This window comes from Streptomyces sp. NPDC000880, from assembly GCF_053599675.1.
In genome coordinates this window covers 15,654-31,507 of record NZ_JBSFMS010000087.1, presented here as the reverse complement: position 1 = coordinate 31,507, position 15,854 = coordinate 15,654, and the positions used below count along the sequence as shown (strand labels likewise).

Genomic DNA, 15,854 nt, shown 5'->3' with positions numbered 1-15,854 from the left:
CACCGACCGGCAGCACCGAGGAGAACGGCTCCAGCCAGGCCGGGAGGAACTGGGCGGGCAGACTGCCGCCGCTGGTCGCGTTGCCCACCGTCATGGCGCCGTTCGAATCCGACGATATGCTCCTGGCGGAGGAGATCACCGCCCGGGCGGCCGTGTGCATCGACAACGCCCGCCGCTACACCAGCGAGCGCCAGACCGCCGTGACGTTGCAGCGCAGCCTGCTGCCACAGGCGCTCCCCGACCAGGTCGCGCTGGAGATCGCCTCCCGATATCTGCCAGCCGGGGGCCAGGCTGGCGTCGGCGGCGACTGGTTCGACACCATCCCACTCTCCGGCGCACGGGTCGCCCTGGTCGTCGGCGATGTCGTCGGCCACGGCATCCAGGCCGCCGCCACCATGGGACGGCTGCGCAGCGCCGTACGCACCCTGGCCGACATCGACCTGCCGCCCGACGAACTGCTCACCCACCTCGACGACGTGGTCATCCGGCTGGGCGCCGAGGACTTCGAGGCCGACGCCGAAGCCGTCGGTGACATCGGCGCCACCTGTCTGTACGTCGTCTACGACCCCGTCGTCGGCCGCTGCTCCCTGACCAGCGCGGGCCACCCCTTGCCGGCCGTGGTCCGCCCGGACGGCACTGCGGACAATCTCGACGTACCCATCGGCCCACCGCTCGGCCTGGGCGGCCTGCCCTTCGAGACCGCCGAATTCGACCTTGCGGAAGGCAGTCTCCTCGCTCTCTACACCGACGGCCTGATCGAGGCCCGCGGCCGTGACATAGACGAGGGGCGCGACACCCTGCTCCGGGTGCTCGACCGCCCCGGCCGGCCCGCGCCGTCACTGGACGCCCTCTGCGACGACGCGTTCGCGGCCCTGCTTCCCGACCGCCCCGACGACGACAGCGTTCTGCTGATCGCGCGTACTCAACGCCTCAGCGATAGCCAGGTCGCCTTCTGGGAAGTGCCCCCCGACCCAGCCGCCGTCGCCCAGGTCCGTACGGACGCCGTCGGCCGTCTGGCCGACTGGGGGCTAGACGAACTCAGCTTTACCGCCGAGTTGGTGGTCAGCGAGCTGGTCACCAATGCCATCCGCTACGGGCTGCCCCCCATTCAGCTTCGCCTCATCCATCAGCGAGTCCTGATCTGCGAAGTGTCCGACGCCAGCTACACCTCCCCGCGTCTGCGCCGGGCGCGCGTCTTCGACGAGGGCGGGCGGTGCCTGCTGCTCGTCGCCCAGCTCACCCAGCGCTGGGGCACCCGCTACACGTCCAGCGGCAAGACGATCTGGGCCGACATCTCCCTCACGGCCGACTGATCGGACAGGCCCGTCCTCCGGGGAGGAGGTTCCCGCAGGGCGGGACATCGCTGCCCGGCGATGGGGGCAGAATTGGGAGTCCACCCGCCCGAGCGGCCCGGAGCCGCCCCGGGATGTCGTGTTCACCCGCCGGGGACGCGACGAGGCCCGCCGGTTGATCGAGGTGCACAACCACTACCGGCGTGAGCTGACCCAGGTGCACGAGCTTCTGCGGCAGGTGAATGGGTGCGGCGCCTCCATTTCCCGGGCCCGCGGCCGGCTGAACACCATGGCCCTCGGCACCGCCGACGGCGCGTTCAGCGAGATCTGCCGGGCCCAGGCCGCTCGCTCACCGAGCAGCATCGGCTGGAGGACCGCGCCGTCTTCCCGCATCTGCGGAAGAGCCAGCGCGGTCTCCAGGCGGTCCTCGACCGGCTGGACGAGGAACACCGCACCATCCACTTCCTGCTGTCGGACGTGGACCGCGCACTGGTCCACCTCGCCCGCAACCCGGGCGACCACGGCCCGATCACGGCCGCGATCGATGTGCTGACCGACACTGTCCTGTCCCACTTCGCCTACGAGGAGCGTGAACTCCTCGGCCCCCTCGCACGCTTCGGGTTCTTCCGGAACCGCCCGAAGTGATCCATCTGCGCCGGAGAATCCGGAGAGGCCCTGCGACATGTCGCCAGGCCTCTCCGGATTCAGCCAGGTCAGGCCGATTCGGATGGCTCAGACGAGGCTCACTGCTTCCTCGAAGTCCAGCCGGGGCAGACGTTCGAACCAGGGGTTCTCGCCGGGCTTGCCGATGTTGACGAGGAGGAAGGACTTCCAGCGGCACTCCCCGAAGAACTCCTGGTTCACCCCGTCGGCGTCGAAGCCGCCCAGCGGTCCGGCGGCGAGTCCGGCCGCCCGCACCGAGAGGAGGAAGTAGCCGGCTTGAAGCGCCGCGTTGAACCGCGCCTGCTCCTGGTGGTTGTCAGGGTCGGCTTCCAGTATCTCCTTCATCTCCGGGCGGAACGGCAGCAGTCGCGGCACATGCTCCGTGTAGTGCGGGTCGAACGCCAGGACGGCGGTCACCGGCGCTGAAGCGCTCTTGGCACGATTGGCCTCGGCGAGGTGGGGCAGCAGGCGCTCCCGCGCGTCGCCCGTGCGGAGGTAGAGCACCCGCAGGGGGTTGACGTTCGCCGAGGTCGGCGGCCACTTGGCCAGTTCCCAGATGGCGCGGAGCTGCTCGTCCGTGACGGGCTCGTCGGCGAAGTTGTTCGCCGTGCGGGCGTCGGTGAACAGCATCTGGCGAGCGGTCGGTTCGAGAGCGAGGTGCTCCCCGAAGTGATCAGGCGGAGTGGCATCGGTGGTGGTCACAAGTGATTCCTTTGCTCGGGTCGGCGTTCTTCTGTCTGCGGACGGCACCTGATGGGATGGCCGTTCGCCACGCCCTTGTGAGGCATGTCGGGGGATGGGGGGCGGTTCTCACGGGCGGCCGGCCATCGGTCCGCTTGCCGGGGGCGCATCTGCGAATTGGCCTCGGACGGCCGGGCCGTCTATGGCGCTCGACACTGGGCGCTTGCTGCGGGGTGCCTACTCTAACCCTTGATAATTCGTTGCGCAACGAACTATATCACTTTGCCCGTCATTGACTGATCGCGTCGGCCCACGGGGCGAGGTGAGCCAGTGGGCTGCCATCTGCGAGGACCGAGGCGGTGTCGATCGTCAGGAGCCTGTGCAACGCGGCGGTCATCGCGCTGACGCGCTCGGCCGGGACGTCCTCGGGGAGGGGGCGCTTGGTTTCGACCCGTGCCCACACGTCGCCTTGCTCGCTCCATTCCTGGCCAGCGGCGCGCAGGAGGATGCTGGTGATGATCAGGGAGGTCGCCTTGGCATCGATCTGGCCGTGGCCCTCTGCCCCCGAATGCAGATAGTCGAGGACCCCGACGCTGTCGGCATGGAAGAGAGCATGGGCGATCTCCATTCCTTCGGGGCCGCCGAAGGCCGTGGTCTCGGGTTCGTACGATGATGGCCACCACCGCTTGACCACGCCCCACGAGACCGCGCTGTCGAGTGCTTCGCGGACGGGTTTAGCCGCGCCTTCGCCTGTCGTCTGCGGTCCGTGCGCAAAGCGGATGCGCCAACAAGGGAACTTGCGGACGAACCACCAGGCCCCTACGGAACCGCCGACGTGCGCTCTGCGTAGAGGTGGCAACAGGTACGCGTGGAAGGCTTGTCGGGCAGTCGGGTATTCGACGAATTCGATGTTGATCTGCTGCCACTCGGAGGCGGCGGCCGACCGGGCGTCGAGTGCCGCCCGCCCGCCCCTTCGGTACGTCTCGACGTCTTCGGCCAGATGCCTCGGTGAGGAGTGCGCCCGAGTGGCGGCCTCCTCGATCGGTGTGCCGGCCAAGACGGAGAGCACGGCTTCTTCGGCCGCGCTGCTGCTGTACCGCTCCAACCTCTTGCTTCCCTTCGGTGGCGCCATTAGACGAGGAGCAGGCAGGCATCCCAGTCGCTGCTCTGTGCAGCGCTGGCCTCAATGTCTTGGAAGGCAAGCGAGGCCCCGGTGGCGCCTTCGAGGAAACCGGCCTCTGCTGGAGGCCCGGCGACGAGGAAACGTTCGCTGAGCTGCGGCAGGAAGTTGGTGAAGTCGGCAGGCTTTTCGGCGTCCTGGGCGACGCGCTGGACCACACGGATGAGGCCGCCGACGCCGTGGCACAGGCCGCGGCCGGTGAGCATGCCGAGCTGGTGGGGATCAGCGAGGCAGTAGAGAAGGGCGTGCTCGGCCATGCGCTTGCGGCGGTCGTCACTGAGGGCGAGGGCGGCGAGTTGCTGGGCGCGGGCGATACCAGGAGTGCCGTAACACCAGGACGGTGTGCCTGGGGGCCGGTGGACCGTCGTGGTGTCGGTTGTCCACCGCGGCCAGTGGGTTCCTCGGTGGTCGTGTTGTATCCGGTCCAACCAGCGGCAGATCCGCTCGATCGCGCTGTTCTGCCCAGGAACGGTGACAGAGTGGAGCTTGGCTGGGGAGCGCGCTCTGAGCCGACGTCGTGTTCCAGGGACGCTTAGCTTAGGCGTCGCGTCTGAGCCGGTCGCGCTGGATCTGGTGAGCGAGGGTGCGACGCACAGAGGCTGATGCGGTGGTGGTCACCTTCGAGGGGACGTCGAGACCACGGCTGATCTCGTCGTACGCCTCCCGGTAGCTGCCGGGCATCTCCGCCTGATGCAGCATCAGGTCCTCTTCGAGGAGACGCCGCAGCTCGTCGACGTTCTGGGGCGTGAAGCGCTTCTTTCCCCGGGCGATGGCGTTGACGTAGCGCGTACAGCGGGCGGTGTCGTAGAAGGTCTCGGAGATTTCCTCGGCGAGGCCCCACAGGCGTCCTTCAAGCCAGGGCGTGTCGTGCTGGTCGAGGGAGAGCCTCGTCGGGGGCAGTGGGTCGCCCATCTTGTACTTCGTCACCTGCTTAGACACGGCGGGCTGACTCATGTCGGTGAGCTGGGCAATCCTGTCCTGGGTCCAGCCGAAGCCGACGAACAGCTTGATCATTTCGGCGCGTAGCTTCCGCATCTCCTCGCCCGCACGGATCACGTCGTTCATGTCGGCGAGCATCCGCTCGGCCTGCTCCTCGGTCAGTGTCTCTGGGTTCTGATGCGTGTCCTCTTCGCCTGCCATAGCTCGGTTATATACCCGAGTTACACCGCCATAACTAGGTTGTATAACCGGGTTATGGCTGACAGGATCCATGTCATGCCTACCTTCTCCGCACCTGACGGAACCCGGCTCGCCTACCGCATGATCGGAGACGGCGACCCGGTCGTGTGTATCCCGGGAGGTCCCACGGACTCCGTCTACCTCGGCGACCTCGGCGGCCTGTCCGCGCACCGCCGGCTGATCGTCCTGGACCTGCGCGGCACCGGCCAGTCCGCGATTCCCGAAGACACCTCCTCCTACCGCTGCGATCGCCTGGTCGACGATGTCGAGGCGCTGCGCGAACACCTCAGGCTTCCCCGGATGGACCTGCTTGGCCACTCCGCCGGCACGAATATTGCGACGCAATACGCGGCCCGGTATCCGAAGAACGTCAGCAAGCTCGCCTTGATCGGCCCCAGTACCCGAGCTGTCGGTATAGCGATCACTGGGGGGACGCGACGCGAGCTCGCGCAGCTTCGGAAGAACGAGCCGTGGTTCCCGGCGGCGTTCGCCGCCTTGGAGGCGATCGCCGAGGGCACGGGCAGCGATTGGGAGGCCATCGCCCCCTTCGTCTACGGCCGGTGGGACACCGCGGCACAGAAGCACCGTGCGGCCAGCCAGCCGAGCAACATGGAGGCTGTCACTCTCTTCGCGGCCGAGGGGGCCTTCGACCCGGAGACCACCCGCGCGGCGCTCGCCGCCTGCGGGATCCCCGTCCTGCTGCTCGCCGGAGAGTTCGACTTGAATAGCCCCCCTCAGTCGGCGGCCGAGTTCGCGGGGCGGTTCCCTGATGCCACGCTCGTGGTGCAGTCGGGGGCGGGCCACTACCCCTGGCTCGATGACGCCGACCGGTTCGTGGCGACCACTGCGGCATTCCTGGGTTGAGGACCTGCTCACGCCCCTGGAGCCTGAAATGAACCCAGGCCGAGGCCGTCACTCCTCGTCATCGACGTCTTCGGCGGCGTCAGGGTCGCGCAGTGGACGCAGGCTCTGGCCTGGCCCGCTGGAGCGGAACTCGGTAGCGGCCCAGGAAGTTGATATGCAGCCGCGCTTTTTCGTAGCGGGGTCACGACCCTGGGACTGCTTGAGCTTGCCGTCGAGCAGGTCTTCACCGGGAGCCGACTCCTGATCATTTGTCAGACAACCTAGGGCCACTTCGCGCGTGCAATGAACACGGCCGAACAGGTTTATGTGACGCGGTCACTGAAAATGCGTCTCGCAATTTGAGACGATCGGATCTTCGGGTCTGCGAACTGGGGCTGAAGTGCGCTGAGTCCCCGCCTTTGCCCGTAGATAGGGCTGATGGAGGGCTGGCCGCCCCCAGATTGGTCTGGACAACAAGCAAGCCCCGGGCCGCTGGCCTGGGGCTTTCGTATGGAGCGGGTGACGAGAATCGAACTCGCGCTCTGAGCTTGGGAATCACCGGCGCGTCAGGTGACGGCATGCATCCTGACCTGCGGGTATGTCAAACCAGGTGCGTGCTCGGCACGGCATCTCGGTACCCCGGTTGACCGCTGTTGACCGCTCTGAAGGGGCACGGATGGGGCACGATCGCTCGGAGGTGCGCGGCTTCCGGGTCTGCCGGCCCTTGCATCCTGAGTATTGCCGACCGGCGAAGCCGACTTCCCTTGCGGATTGCTTTCGCGAGTCTTCCGTCGAGCGGGGGTCTGGTCAGGGATCAACGTCTTCGTCGAAGCGACCCGCGTGGTGTGAAGTCATCAGTTGTCGTGGGGAGCTTCCAGCTCTTGGAGCCGTTCGGCGATGTCGTCGGCCCATGTCTGTGCCCACTGCCGCAGGGTGGTGATCGAGTGCTCGTCGAGGCCGTAGGCGGCGAATTCGGTGTCGTCGATCCAGTCGGCTCCGCCCAGGCGGGCCTGGAGATCGGTGAGGTCGAAGGAGTCGCGGGCGTGGCGCCGTCCGAGCTCTTCGAGTTCGGTGTGACTCCAGCGGTCTGCGGCGGCTCGTACGTCGATCAGGTCACGGGCGAGTCCGCGGTCGGCCAGTGCGCGGACTTTGGTGCCGACGACGTCTTCGAGAGAGAGCACCAATCCGTGTTCGGTGTTCACAGGCGGCCGCCAGAGTGCTTCCTTGAGGATGTCGACCTCACACTCTTCATGGCTGGTGGGATCGGTGACGATCAGCCGCGCGGACAGCGGGTCCGTCTCCAGAGCCCGTACGCGCCATCCGTGTTCCTCCAACCCTGTGCGTACGGCAGCGGCGATGTCCTCCATGCGTTCCGGGTTCTCGGTCGCGACATCGAGGTCCTGGCTGAGCCGGTCGACCAGGCCGTGCGCCTGGACGGCGTAGCCACCGGCGAGCGCGAGAGGGTACGTGCCGCCCACGGCGAGTACGTCTGCCAGCAGGCGTCGATGCAGTTCTGTGAGATTCACGCAACAGCCCGAATCGCATGAGCCAGCTCGCCGAAGGCGCTCTCCCAGACATCACGGATATCGCGACTGATCAGGGTGCGCAGCGTAGGCCACATGTCGATGAGGAGGTCGCGATTGAGGTACTGGACCAGGTCGTCGTGTATGCCCTCGGCCAGGACGATCCGGTAGCAGCTCATCCGCAGCCGGGGCTGATCGAGATCGAACCGGGTCAGTCCTGACCACGCCAAGTGAAGCGGCAGGCTCACAGCGCCGTGTGCCGGGCCGGCGAGCACGGAGAGCTCCGTGGGCATGCGCCGGGCGAACTTGGCGCGGCGGAGCTCGGAGACGTTGGGCTGTGATGCCATGCCTTGATTATCCCGTAGGAACTCACGATGAGCCTCCTGCTTTGAGACGTATGCGTGGCCTGCGGGTAGGAGGAGGCCGGCTCCGGCAAGCGACGTGAGTGTGGAACCGGCGCGAGGTGCTCGGCCGGCCCGTGACGACATGCGGCCAAACAACAAAGCCCCGGACCGTTGGCCTGGGGCTTTTGTGTGGAGCGGGTGACGAGAATCGAACTCGCGCTCTGAGCTTGGGAACTGGCACGTAGTGGCACCCATCCCCGGGTGGTCAGCTGAGACGCTGGTGGTCGGCCGAGAGCTGAGCGGGAGCGGCCACGTTCGGTACGGCCGCAGACCCCCGGTACGGCAGCGGGGCCCGGACTGTGCGTCGCGGCCCTGGCCCTGCCCCGTGCGGTGCCGCCCTGCGACAGTGATGCGTCAGCTCTGTGCGATGTCGTCGCCCGTCTGCCCGGCGCCCTCGGCTGCGCCTGCCTTCTCACGGATCTTGCGCACCAGCTCCGCCTTCCGGTCGGCGGCGCCCTTGCGGTCGAGGTTGCGGTGCGGGCCATTATTCTGCCGTTCGGCGCGGGACAGCCTCTTGCGCTGGCCGCCGCCCATGCCCACAGGGTTGTTGATGTTCTTGCTCACGGTCATAGGTTCTCCCGGAATGATGTGAAGTGATCTACGGATTCATCGGTGGGGGACGGGCGCGGCGACGTCGAGGGACGTCAGCGGGGGCCCATCAGGCTCTCGCTCGTAAATCGGCGTCCTGGCCTTCGGCCGAGTATGCGCCGTGCACGGACATGCTGGTCATGTATCAGTGCAAGCGTGAGACATCGATCCCGAACTCCCCGATCGCCCGCGCCCCGACCGTGCCCGCCATGGTCTCCAGCCGCGGGGCAATCGCGTCCAGCGCCCGGCCACGGCAGGAACCCTTGTACCGCTCGGCAAGAGCATCCCGGATGTCGAGGGGCTTACCGGCCTTCAGCGCGTGACGATCCCCGGGGCGGGTGCCCGGCCGGGCGGCGGAACGGCTGGCGCGAGGCCCGCGCTGGTAAGGTTGGGTCACGCTTGCAGAGAGCCTGGGCCCGTGCCGGACAAGGTACGGGCCCAGGTCCGTTCAGGGCGCCGAAACGAGGAACCCCCAATGAAGGCGAAGCAGTCGGCCTCCGGTCGCTCCGGACCCGGTAGGTCCGACCAGGGGAGGGCCCCGCGGGGCGAGCTCTCGGTGCCGGGGACACGGGCGCCCGGCCTCCCGCCGGCCGGCTCCTTCGCGGAGCTGGAAATGCCGGTCGAGCTGATGGGGGTGCTGGCGGGGCTCGGGGTACGGGAGCCATTCCCGATCCAGGCGGCCACCCTGCCGAGCGCGCTGGCCGGCCGGGATGTCCTCGGCCGCGCGCGGACCGGCTCGGGAAAGACCCTCGCCTTCGGGCTTGCGCTCCTCGCACGTACGGCGGGCCGGCGCGCCGAACCGAAGCGCCCTCTCGCGCTGGTCCTGGTGCCGACAAGGGAACTCGCGCAGCAGGTGAGCGAGGCACTGGCTCCCTACGCGGAGGCGCTCGGGCTACGCTCGGTGACTGTGGTCGGCGGGCTGGCGATCGGCCGGCAGGTGGCGGCGCTCCGGGCGGGTGCCGAGGTCGTGGTGGCGACGCCGGGACGGCTGGCCGATCTCGTCGCCCGGCGGGACTGTCACCTGGACCGGGTGCGGATCGCGGTGCTGGACGAGGCGGACCAGATGTGCGACATGGGTTTCCTGCCGCAGGTCTCGGAGACCCTGGACCGGACGCCCCCCGGCGGGCAGCGGATGCTGTTCTCCGCGACGCTCGACCGCAACGTCGATCAACTGGTCAGGCAATATCTGAGTGAGCCGGTGTTCGCCGCGGTCGATCGGGCGGAGAGCTTGATCGCGACGATGGACCACCACGTACTGAACGTCCATCCCGCCGACAAGTACGCGACAGCCACCGAGATCGCGGCTCGGGACGGGCGGGTGCTGATGTTCCTGGGAACCAAGCACGGTGTGGACCAGTTCACCCGCCACTTGCGGAGCAGCGGCATACAGGCGGGTGCTCTGCACAGCGGGAAGTCGCAGCCGCAGCGCACGCACACGCTGGCCCAGTTCAAGGACGGCGAGATCACGGTGCTGGTGGCCACCAACGTCGCTGCCCGTGGCATCCACGTCGAGCACCTGGACCTCGTCGTCAACGTGGATCCGCCCTCCGACCCCAAGGACTACCTCCACCGCGGCGGGCGCACCGCGCGTGCCGGGGAGTCCGGAAGCGTAGTCACGCTGGTCACGCCCGGCCAGCGCCGGGACGTGAACCGGATGATGTCGGACGCCGGGATCCGGCCCACGGTCGCTCAGATTCGCTCCGGCGAGGAGAGGCTGACCAGCATCACAGGCGCGAAGCGCCCGCCGGTGCAGGACGGGGCGAAGACCGGCAACGCGGCGTTCCGGGGTCTGGGTACCCGCGCGGGCCGCCCGCCGAAGGAATCCCGCAAGGCCGCGGAGGCGCGCACGATGGCGGAGGCCCGCAAGGCCGCCCGAGCGCGCAGGGCCCACTGACGGGCGGTACGGCCGTCGCGGTCGGGAGACACAAGGAGGCACCCACTGCCTCGCACCGAGTGGAGCGTCAAGGAGTGCCGATGGCAAACAGGGTCCAACAACCCCATGAGGACGCCGAGTTCGAGTTCATCCTGGCGAGGGCGGACGTGCCGGTGCTCGCGTACTTCCACGGGGTGTGGCCCAAGGCCGCGCCAGCATGCAAGGAAATGGATCCCCTGGTGCGGGAGGTCGCCGACGCCTACGAGGGCCGACTGATCGTCATGCGGGCCGACATCACAAGGTGCCCCCGCCCCGTACGGCGGTACGGCGTCACCGGCGCGCCCTCCTTCGTGCTGATCGATCGGGGCGAGCCGATGGCGGACAGGAGCGGTCCGATGTCCAGGACAGCGCTCGGCGAGTTCCTGGACGCCCACCTGTGAGCAGGCCGCAGACGTATTGCACGGTGGGAGCAACGGCGGAGGATACGAGATTCGAACTCGTGAGGGGTGGCCCCCACACGCTTTCCAACTGTTCGTCCGGGTGTACAGGGTGGCCCGCCAGCGTCCTGACCTGCGGCGCATAGGTTCGATCGCGGCCGCCCGCACCAGGCTGAACGGGGGTGAATGCAACCCAAACTGCAACCCTCAGGCCATCCCCTCGGTCGCCCGCCTATCGTTCTGCGCGGTGCTTGGAGCTATTCGCGTGGGGGAGGGTCACTCACTTCTCGAGGGGAGCAGGCGAATCGCCAGCACCGAGCCATCTTGGCGGATCGATACCGGGCCGCCCCAGTTCTCGTCCCAGCCGACGCGGGGCAGGCTCGCCCGTCGGGCATAGGCGTCGCTTCGGTACTGCTCGACCTGCCCCTTCACCAAGTGGGCGAAGAGATCTTCCGCCACTCCGGAGAACGCCTCGACTCGGGTCCTGTTCAGACGGAAGACGTGATCGGTGCCGACGAACTGCTTGCCCAAGAGCTCGTGGTCGGCATCGCGCACACTGCCCACCGCTGCATGCGCGAAGCCGGTGAAGCGGTCGCGTCCCTGGCGCTTCGTAAGGTACTCGGCGGCGGTGTCCCCGTCGCCGGCAAATGCGCCGAGTCCGGCGGCGGCAGTACGGGCGAGGACTTGCTGGAACCACCGGTAGTGGTCGTGTTGGACGTGGTAGCCGGGCTCTTTGTCCGGAGTCTCGTCGCCCTTGGCAGGCGGTTGGATGCCCGGGAAGATGTTCTCTTCTTGGACTTGGTGGTTCAGGCCGGTGCCGGGGGAGTCCGCCTTGGTGCGGAGCCAGCCGCCGTTTCCAGGGGCCTGCAGGGCGTGCACGGTGAGCATGCCGTCGATGGGGAGCTCGGTGCTGAAGATCAGGGCAGGAGTCTCGTTCCAGGCACCGATGTGAACAGCTTCCACATGCGTGGATGCTGATACGAGCTGGTCGTGGGAGGCGGCGGCATTGCTGTGGTTGCCCTTGCACGCGATCGGGATGACCTGCGACGTTTCGCCGGGCTTCCATATCTCAGCGAAGAACTGTGGACGGTAGCGGTAGCCGACGCGGTGGCCTTTGTCTCTGCTGGTGAGAGCCCATCCCGCACGGAGCGCAGTGTCCGCAGGAACGATCGATACGGAGTAGTCCGGGTAGCGACGCCCAAGAAGTCGCTCGGCGAGCACAAGGCCGAAGCCGACACCAAGCTCACTCGACTGGAGCGCTTTGTAGTAGTCCGCTGTGTCCCGGCCTTCGGCGGACAGGGCGAGGAAAGAATCAAGATTGCCGGTCAAGGCCTGGTTGTACTTGAGGCAGCCCCAGTGCTCGGCAAGGCCACGCCCGGCGCCCCTGCGGGAGAGCGCCATGGAGCTGCCGAGAGCATGCAGCAGCTCCCAGGGCGCCAACTGGACGCGTCGCGCCAGCTCCTTCTCCGGTATCGACGCGAGGACTGGCTTCCGGCGGAGCTTCTCCTCGTCGTCGCTCTTCTTCTTGTCCTCCTGCTCCTGCTTCTCCTCGCGCGCCTTGTCATCAGCTTCGGCGACAGCTTCTACACGGCCGACCAGTCCAGGGCCCGAATCGACCGAGACGCTGGACAGCTGAACGAGATCCCTCAGGACATCCCCGGCTGGCTTCAACCCGTTCCCCCCATGACTGACGCGGAATGGCAGACGCGGGTGAAACGTACGTGGCGAACCAGACGCGTACACAGGGCGCATGTGGGGCGCAGGCGAGCATCGGAGTGCGGGAGTTCGGCCGCAGACGGCCGCTATCGAACCGGCGCACCTCCTGATGTGCCACTCTGAAGCCGGGCCCGCGTGGAAGTGCCGGGGACCGGTGACGCGGGACGAGGGCGCAGGGGGATACCCGCCGGGCCCACCCCGGTGGGGGCGGGCCCCGGGAGACGGGCGGGGTACGTGCGGGCGGTCATCCCGCAGCGGTGCCGTCCTGGGACCACTCGTTGGCGAAGTGCTCCATCTGCTTCAGGACCAGGTTGATCGCCTCGACTTCCTGGTCCGGCGGGTAGTTGTGGCGGGCCAGGAGGAGCTGCACCGCAGGGCGTTCCAGCTCATGCGACACCTGCCGCGCCCGGTAACCAGGCACCACCGGCTCATCCTGGACGAACTGGCGCGACGGCTGTGGCCCATCCGGGGAGGAATGCCAGGGCGATCAACTTCCGTCACACTCATTTGAGTTGATGGTTATCAACTCATTGAGGTCTTCTCGGCAACGTTACTGTAATGGCAGAGAGGCGAGCGGCCTCCCAAGCCTGACACTGCTGCCACCCTAAAATCGCTCGCGCAACGGGTGGGCTGCGAGGATCCTCGAGTCTCGGCCGCATGAGCGGCCAGTCTGCTGAACCGTAGGGGGCGTGCCTGAGCAGCATTCTTGGACAGAAGCTGATGCGGCGACTCCGTGCCCGAGCCGACGTTCTCGGCGTCCCACCGTACGTGCTCGACGACCACCTGCCCGTCCGGCCAACCGTGCAGCAACTCCGCGATGCCGCAGCCGCTGTCGAGTCCCAGATGGGCCGCAATGCCGATGAACTGGCCGGGTTGCTCATCGCTGTTGACCGCGACGGTGCTCCGGAGTTGCTGGTTGGAACGGGACATCTCCTGCAGCGGGCATCCCCCCGTTTGTGGCTCATGCTCGATGAGGCGACACGCCGTGCGTGGTTGCGGGCTCCGCGTTGGTCAGCGGTCGCGGTACAGCGGCTGCTGCATGGCGAGCTTTCCCCTCTGGGGCTCGCGCTTGCTGCGTTCCACTCCGACGGCCACGTCCGTGAAGCCGCCGTTATGTATCTGGCCGAACACAACGACACCCTCGTACCTGCCCTGGCGCTGCGGGCATCGGACTGGGTCCCGCAGGTCCGTGACCGTGCCCGGGCGGCGCTCGAGCGCCCCCTCGCCGAGCCCTCTGCTACGGCGCTGGTCGCGGTCGCGGGGGTCGCCTTGGCCCTGAGGGAACGGCGTGAGGGCCGCTGGCTGGCCGACCGCATCGAAACCGTGTTCCGGGAAGGTCCGGCCCAGTTGCTGACTGCCGCCCTTGCGGCCCCGGACTGGCGCACCCGCCGCGCCGCACACCTGACCGCGCTCGCCGCCGGCCGACTCGACCTGGCGCAGATGCTCCACGCCGCTGAACACGACGGCGATCTGCTGACCCGGATCCGGTGCGCCGAAGCTGCCGTGCAGGCTGCCGCCGCGGCCGGAGCCGTTGATCTCGTCCGTCCCTTGCTGTCCAGCGGCACCGCGATGGTCCGCGCAGAGGCGGTGCACAGGCTGGCCCAAGGAGGTGACATCACCCCCGCAACCGCCGCACTTGCCGACCGCAACCCGATCGTGCGGGCAGTCGCCCAGGCCGCGCTGCGCCGCGCCGGGTCCGACCCGGTGGAGCAATATCGGCGCCTCGTCACGACGTCCCGCCCCGAGCCAGGGGCCATCGCCGGCCTTGCTGAGACCGGGACCGCTGACCACGTCGGCCTCATCTCGCCTTGGCTCGATCACCCGCAGCCCCGCGGACGAGCAGAGGCCGTGCGCGCACTGCGACGCTTGGGCGCAGCCGACCCGGACACCCTCTCCGCCATGCTCACCGACCCGTCCGGCGCGGTCACCCGGCAGGTCACCATCGGGCTGCGCCCCTGGGCATCCCGCCTCGATCTACCACGCCTCAGGGAACTCCTTGCCGTGAGTAACCCTCACCACATCCGTGTGGCTGCCTACCGGTTGCTGCACGAACGGGACACCTGGACTCGACTGCTCATCGACCTCGAACTCGTCGCCGACCCATCCCCCTCGATGCGCAACCGCGCCCGCAACGACATCGCGACCTGGCTCAGTCGCGAAGCCGCCACCACATACTCGATGCCACAAGGTCGTACCGCCGACGCGCTCACCAAGCAACTATGCGACGCCGAAGACGTGCTCGGCCCAGACCGGGTCCGCCTACTGCGCTTTCACTGCGGGCTCGGATCCGCTGCGGTCACTCGGTACGGCACGCAGTCGGGTCGTGGTGGATGAGGCGGGCGAAGGGCATGGGCCTGGCCGATGCGTTCCATGGCGGCGAGCAGTTCGTCTGTGACGCGCTCGGCCTCGTCCCGCTGGCCTGGCAGGTCGAAGGCGCGGGCCGGTTGGCTGAGGATGTCGGCGCTGTGCTGGACGACGCCGAAGTTTCGCATGCGCTGGCTGGGCGTCAGGTCGGCCACCTGAACTCCTTCGGTGCGGCACGCAGTCGGGTCGTGAGATGGAGAGCGACTACAACCCTCCGCATAGGACGTGCGCGAGTGTCTCCGCCTGTTCCCCCATCCCCAGTTTCCACGCCGTCCCGTCCACCTCGGCGATCTCCCGCCACAGCGCTGCCGTGGCCGCGCCGAACGCCGCGAGCGCTTCCGGCTCGGCGTCGCGCCACGACGGGAAACGCCCAGCGAACGCGACCGCAGCCTCTACCGGGTGCCCGGCGTCCATGAGCCGCAGTGCCAGGGCACCCGGGTCGATCCAGGCCGCGCCCCGCGTCGGCCAGGCCCAGTCGACGATCCGGGCCCGAGCGCCGACGATCAGGACGTTGTCCGGTGCGAAGTCGGTGTGCAGGAGCTCGTCGCCGCTGAAGTACTGCAGCGTCCCCGGCGGGGCGTAGTCCGCCCACCGGTCCACGGCGTCCTTGATCTCGATGTCGGTCGGGGCCGTGATCCCTTGCAGCTCGGTGAGCGCGGCTTCCACAAGCGGCAGGTCGGGCGAGCCGGGCGCGTAGTCGGCGTGGCGTCCGTCGACCACTTCGTAGCCGAGGAGGCTCCAGCCGTCGAGTTCTAGGTGCCAGTACAGGCGTGGGCAGGATGCCGGCAGGTGAGGGGCGACCGCCGCCTCACGGCGCTGCGCACCGACCTGGGGATGGTCGGCGGGGATGCCCTTCACGAAGACGCTGCCGCTCTCGGTCTCCAGCACGGTGGCGATGCTGGAGTTCATGCCGCCCTGCGCGGTCAGCGCCTTGTGCACGGAGCCTGTCTTGTCCGTGATTGCCCGGCGGACGTCGGCGGGGAGCTGCTCGAAGGGGATGCGGGACATGGACACGCGCGGTTCCTCGGATGCTCGGGTACAGAGAGTGCCGCCCCGGCCAGGGGTGGGCCGGGGGGGGGCGGTGGGGGGGCGTATGGGGGGTCGTGGCGGG

The 15,854-nt window shown here is 68.2% G+C and carries 18 protein-coding genes; 6 read left to right on the top strand and 12 right to left on the bottom strand.

Annotated features, from left to right (window positions below; all coding sequences use genetic code 11):
* Both ACWDO5_RS24700 and ACWDO5_RS24695 read left to right on the top strand, forming a co-directional pair.
* On the top strand, positions 1–1,313 hold a 1,313-nt coding region (locus ACWDO5_RS24700; RefSeq protein WP_450532528.1), incomplete at its 5' end, for an ATP-binding SpoIIE family protein phosphatase.
* Positions 1,314–1,538: 225 nt separating this feature from the next.
* Positions 1,539–1,937 carry a hemerythrin domain-containing protein gene (locus ACWDO5_RS24695; protein ID WP_450532527.1) on the top strand — a complete coding sequence of 133 codons (399 nt, stop codon included), beginning with the start codon at positions 1,539–1,541 and terminating at the stop codon, positions 1,935–1,937.
* Between the two features lie 87 nt (positions 1,938–2,024).
* Here ACWDO5_RS24695 and ACWDO5_RS24690 read toward each other — a convergent pair whose 3' ends face one another.
* The 4 genes from ACWDO5_RS24690 to ACWDO5_RS24675 form a co-directional block, all read right to left on the bottom strand.
* Positions 2,025–2,657, bottom strand: a complete 633-nt coding sequence (locus ACWDO5_RS24690; RefSeq protein WP_450532526.1) for a malonic semialdehyde reductase — start codon at positions 2,655–2,657, stop codon at positions 2,025–2,027.
* A 268-nt stretch (positions 2,658–2,925) separates the two neighbouring features.
* Positions 2,926–3,741 carry a thiopeptide-type bacteriocin biosynthesis protein gene (locus ACWDO5_RS24685; protein WP_450532525.1) on the bottom strand — a complete coding sequence of 272 codons (816 nt, stop codon included), beginning with the start codon at positions 3,739–3,741 and terminating at the stop codon, positions 2,926–2,928.
* A gap of 26 nt (positions 3,742–3,767) precedes the next feature.
* Positions 3,768–4,412, bottom strand: coding sequence for a lanthionine synthetase LanC family protein (locus ACWDO5_RS24680; RefSeq protein WP_450532530.1), 645 nt, complete (start codon positions 4,410–4,412; stop codon positions 3,768–3,770).
* Entirely contained in the window at positions 4,354–4,956 is a 603-nt protein-coding gene (locus ACWDO5_RS24675; RefSeq protein WP_450532524.1) for a sigma-70 family RNA polymerase sigma factor, read from the bottom strand. The genes ACWDO5_RS24680 and ACWDO5_RS24675 overlap by 59 nt, the downstream gene beginning before the upstream one ends.
* A gap of 75 nt (positions 4,957–5,031) precedes the next feature.
* Here ACWDO5_RS24675 and ACWDO5_RS24670 point away from each other — a divergent pair, with 75 nt between their 5' ends.
* Positions 5,032–5,859: an alpha/beta fold hydrolase gene (locus ACWDO5_RS24670; protein ID WP_450532523.1), complete on the top strand. Its 828-nt coding sequence runs from the start codon at positions 5,032–5,034 to the stop codon at positions 5,857–5,859.
* An 833-nt stretch (positions 5,860–6,692) separates the two neighbouring features.
* On the opposite strand, the gene ACWDO5_RS24665 is transcribed toward ACWDO5_RS24670, so the two are convergent.
* The 4 genes from ACWDO5_RS24665 to ACWDO5_RS24650 all read right to left on the bottom strand — a co-directional run bounded on the left by ACWDO5_RS24665 (position 6,693) and on the right by ACWDO5_RS24650 (position 8,750).
* The gene (locus tag ACWDO5_RS24665; protein ID WP_450532522.1) at positions 6,693–7,364 is read right to left on the bottom strand and encodes a nucleotidyl transferase AbiEii/AbiGii toxin family protein; all 672 of its coding nucleotides are present in this window, start codon (positions 7,362–7,364) and stop codon (positions 6,693–6,695) included.
* Positions 7,361–7,708 (bottom strand): transcriptional regulator, encoded by a 348-nt coding sequence (locus ACWDO5_RS24660; RefSeq protein ID WP_450532521.1) that lies wholly within the window; start codon positions 7,706–7,708, stop codon positions 7,361–7,363. The genes ACWDO5_RS24665 and ACWDO5_RS24660 overlap by 4 nt, the downstream gene beginning before the upstream one ends.
* Before the next feature lie 411 nt (positions 7,709–8,119).
* Positions 8,120–8,335, bottom strand: a complete 216-nt coding sequence (locus ACWDO5_RS24655; protein WP_450532520.1) for a DUF6243 family protein — start codon at positions 8,333–8,335, stop codon at positions 8,120–8,122.
* A 163-nt stretch (positions 8,336–8,498) separates the two neighbouring features.
* Entirely contained in the window at positions 8,499–8,750 is a 252-nt protein-coding gene (locus tag ACWDO5_RS24650; protein ID WP_450532518.1) for a hypothetical protein, read from the bottom strand.
* Positions 8,751–8,828: 78 nt separating this feature from the next.
* Between ACWDO5_RS24650 and ACWDO5_RS24645 the strand changes: the two genes are divergently transcribed.
* Complete coding sequence (locus ACWDO5_RS24645) at positions 8,829–10,247, top strand: DEAD/DEAH box helicase (RefSeq protein WP_450532517.1); 1,419 nt, start codon at positions 8,829–8,831, stop codon at positions 10,245–10,247.
* 80 nt (positions 10,248–10,327) lie between these two features.
* Entirely contained in the window at positions 10,328–10,666 is a 339-nt protein-coding gene (locus ACWDO5_RS24640) for a thioredoxin family protein (protein ID WP_450532515.1), read from the top strand.
* A gap of 273 nt (positions 10,667–10,939) precedes the next feature.
* Here ACWDO5_RS24640 and ACWDO5_RS24635 read toward each other — a convergent pair whose 3' ends face one another.
* Together ACWDO5_RS24635 and ACWDO5_RS24630 are read right to left on the bottom strand one after the other, a co-directional pair.
* Positions 10,940–12,334, bottom strand: coding sequence for a hypothetical protein (locus tag ACWDO5_RS24635; RefSeq protein WP_450532514.1), 1,395 nt, complete (start codon positions 12,332–12,334; stop codon positions 10,940–10,942).
* Positions 12,335–12,623: 289 nt separating this feature from the next.
* Positions 12,624–12,803 carry a type I restriction enzyme endonuclease domain-containing protein gene (locus ACWDO5_RS24630; RefSeq protein ID WP_450532513.1) on the bottom strand — a complete coding sequence of 60 codons (180 nt, stop codon included), beginning with the start codon at positions 12,801–12,803 and terminating at the stop codon, positions 12,624–12,626.
* Positions 12,804–13,099: 296 nt separating this feature from the next.
* On the opposite strand from ACWDO5_RS24630, the gene ACWDO5_RS24625 reads away from it, so the two are divergent.
* Positions 13,100–14,713, top strand: a complete 1,614-nt coding sequence (locus ACWDO5_RS24625) for a hypothetical protein (RefSeq protein WP_450532512.1) — start codon at positions 13,100–13,102, stop codon at positions 14,711–14,713.
* On the opposite strand, the gene ACWDO5_RS24620 is transcribed toward ACWDO5_RS24625, so the two are convergent.
* Both ACWDO5_RS24620 and ACWDO5_RS24615 read right to left on the bottom strand, forming a co-directional pair.
* The gene (locus tag ACWDO5_RS24620) at positions 14,650–14,898 is read right to left on the bottom strand and encodes a hypothetical protein (RefSeq protein WP_450532511.1); all 249 of its coding nucleotides are present in this window, start codon (positions 14,896–14,898) and stop codon (positions 14,650–14,652) included. The two genes, ACWDO5_RS24625 and ACWDO5_RS24620, sit on opposite strands and share 64 nt — an antisense overlap.
* Positions 14,899–14,947: 49 nt before the next feature.
* Positions 14,948–15,751 (bottom strand): aminoglycoside phosphotransferase, encoded by an 804-nt coding sequence (locus ACWDO5_RS24615; RefSeq protein WP_450532529.1) that lies wholly within the window; start codon positions 15,749–15,751, stop codon positions 14,948–14,950.
* Positions 15,752–15,854: the final 103 nt, after the last annotated feature.

Coding starts and splice junctions, on each gene's coding strand:
- ACWDO5_RS24675 (WP_450532524.1), bottom strand. CDS start 4,956: ATGGCAGGCGAAGAGGACACGCATCAGAACCCAGAGACACTGACCGAG.
- ACWDO5_RS24670 (WP_450532523.1), top strand. CDS start 5,032: ATGCCTACCTTCTCCGCACCTGACGGAACCCGGCTCGCCTACCGCATG.
- ACWDO5_RS24660 (WP_450532521.1), bottom strand. CDS start 7,708: ATGGCATCACAGCCCAACGTCTCCGAGCTCCGCCGCGCCAAGTTCGCC.
- ACWDO5_RS24655 (WP_450532520.1), bottom strand. CDS start 8,335: ATGACCGTGAGCAAGAACATCAACAACCCTGTGGGCATGGGCGGCGGC.
- ACWDO5_RS24645 (WP_450532517.1), top strand. CDS start 8,829: ATGAAGGCGAAGCAGTCGGCCTCCGGTCGCTCCGGACCCGGTAGGTCC.
- ACWDO5_RS24640 (WP_450532515.1), top strand. CDS start 10,328: ATGGCAAACAGGGTCCAACAACCCCATGAGGACGCCGAGTTCGAGTTC.
- ACWDO5_RS24625 (WP_450532512.1), top strand. CDS start 13,100: ATGCGGCGACTCCGTGCCCGAGCCGACGTTCTCGGCGTCCCACCGTAC.
- ACWDO5_RS24615 (WP_450532529.1), bottom strand. CDS start 15,751: ATGTCCCGCATCCCCTTCGAGCAGCTCCCCGCCGACGTCCGCCGGGCA.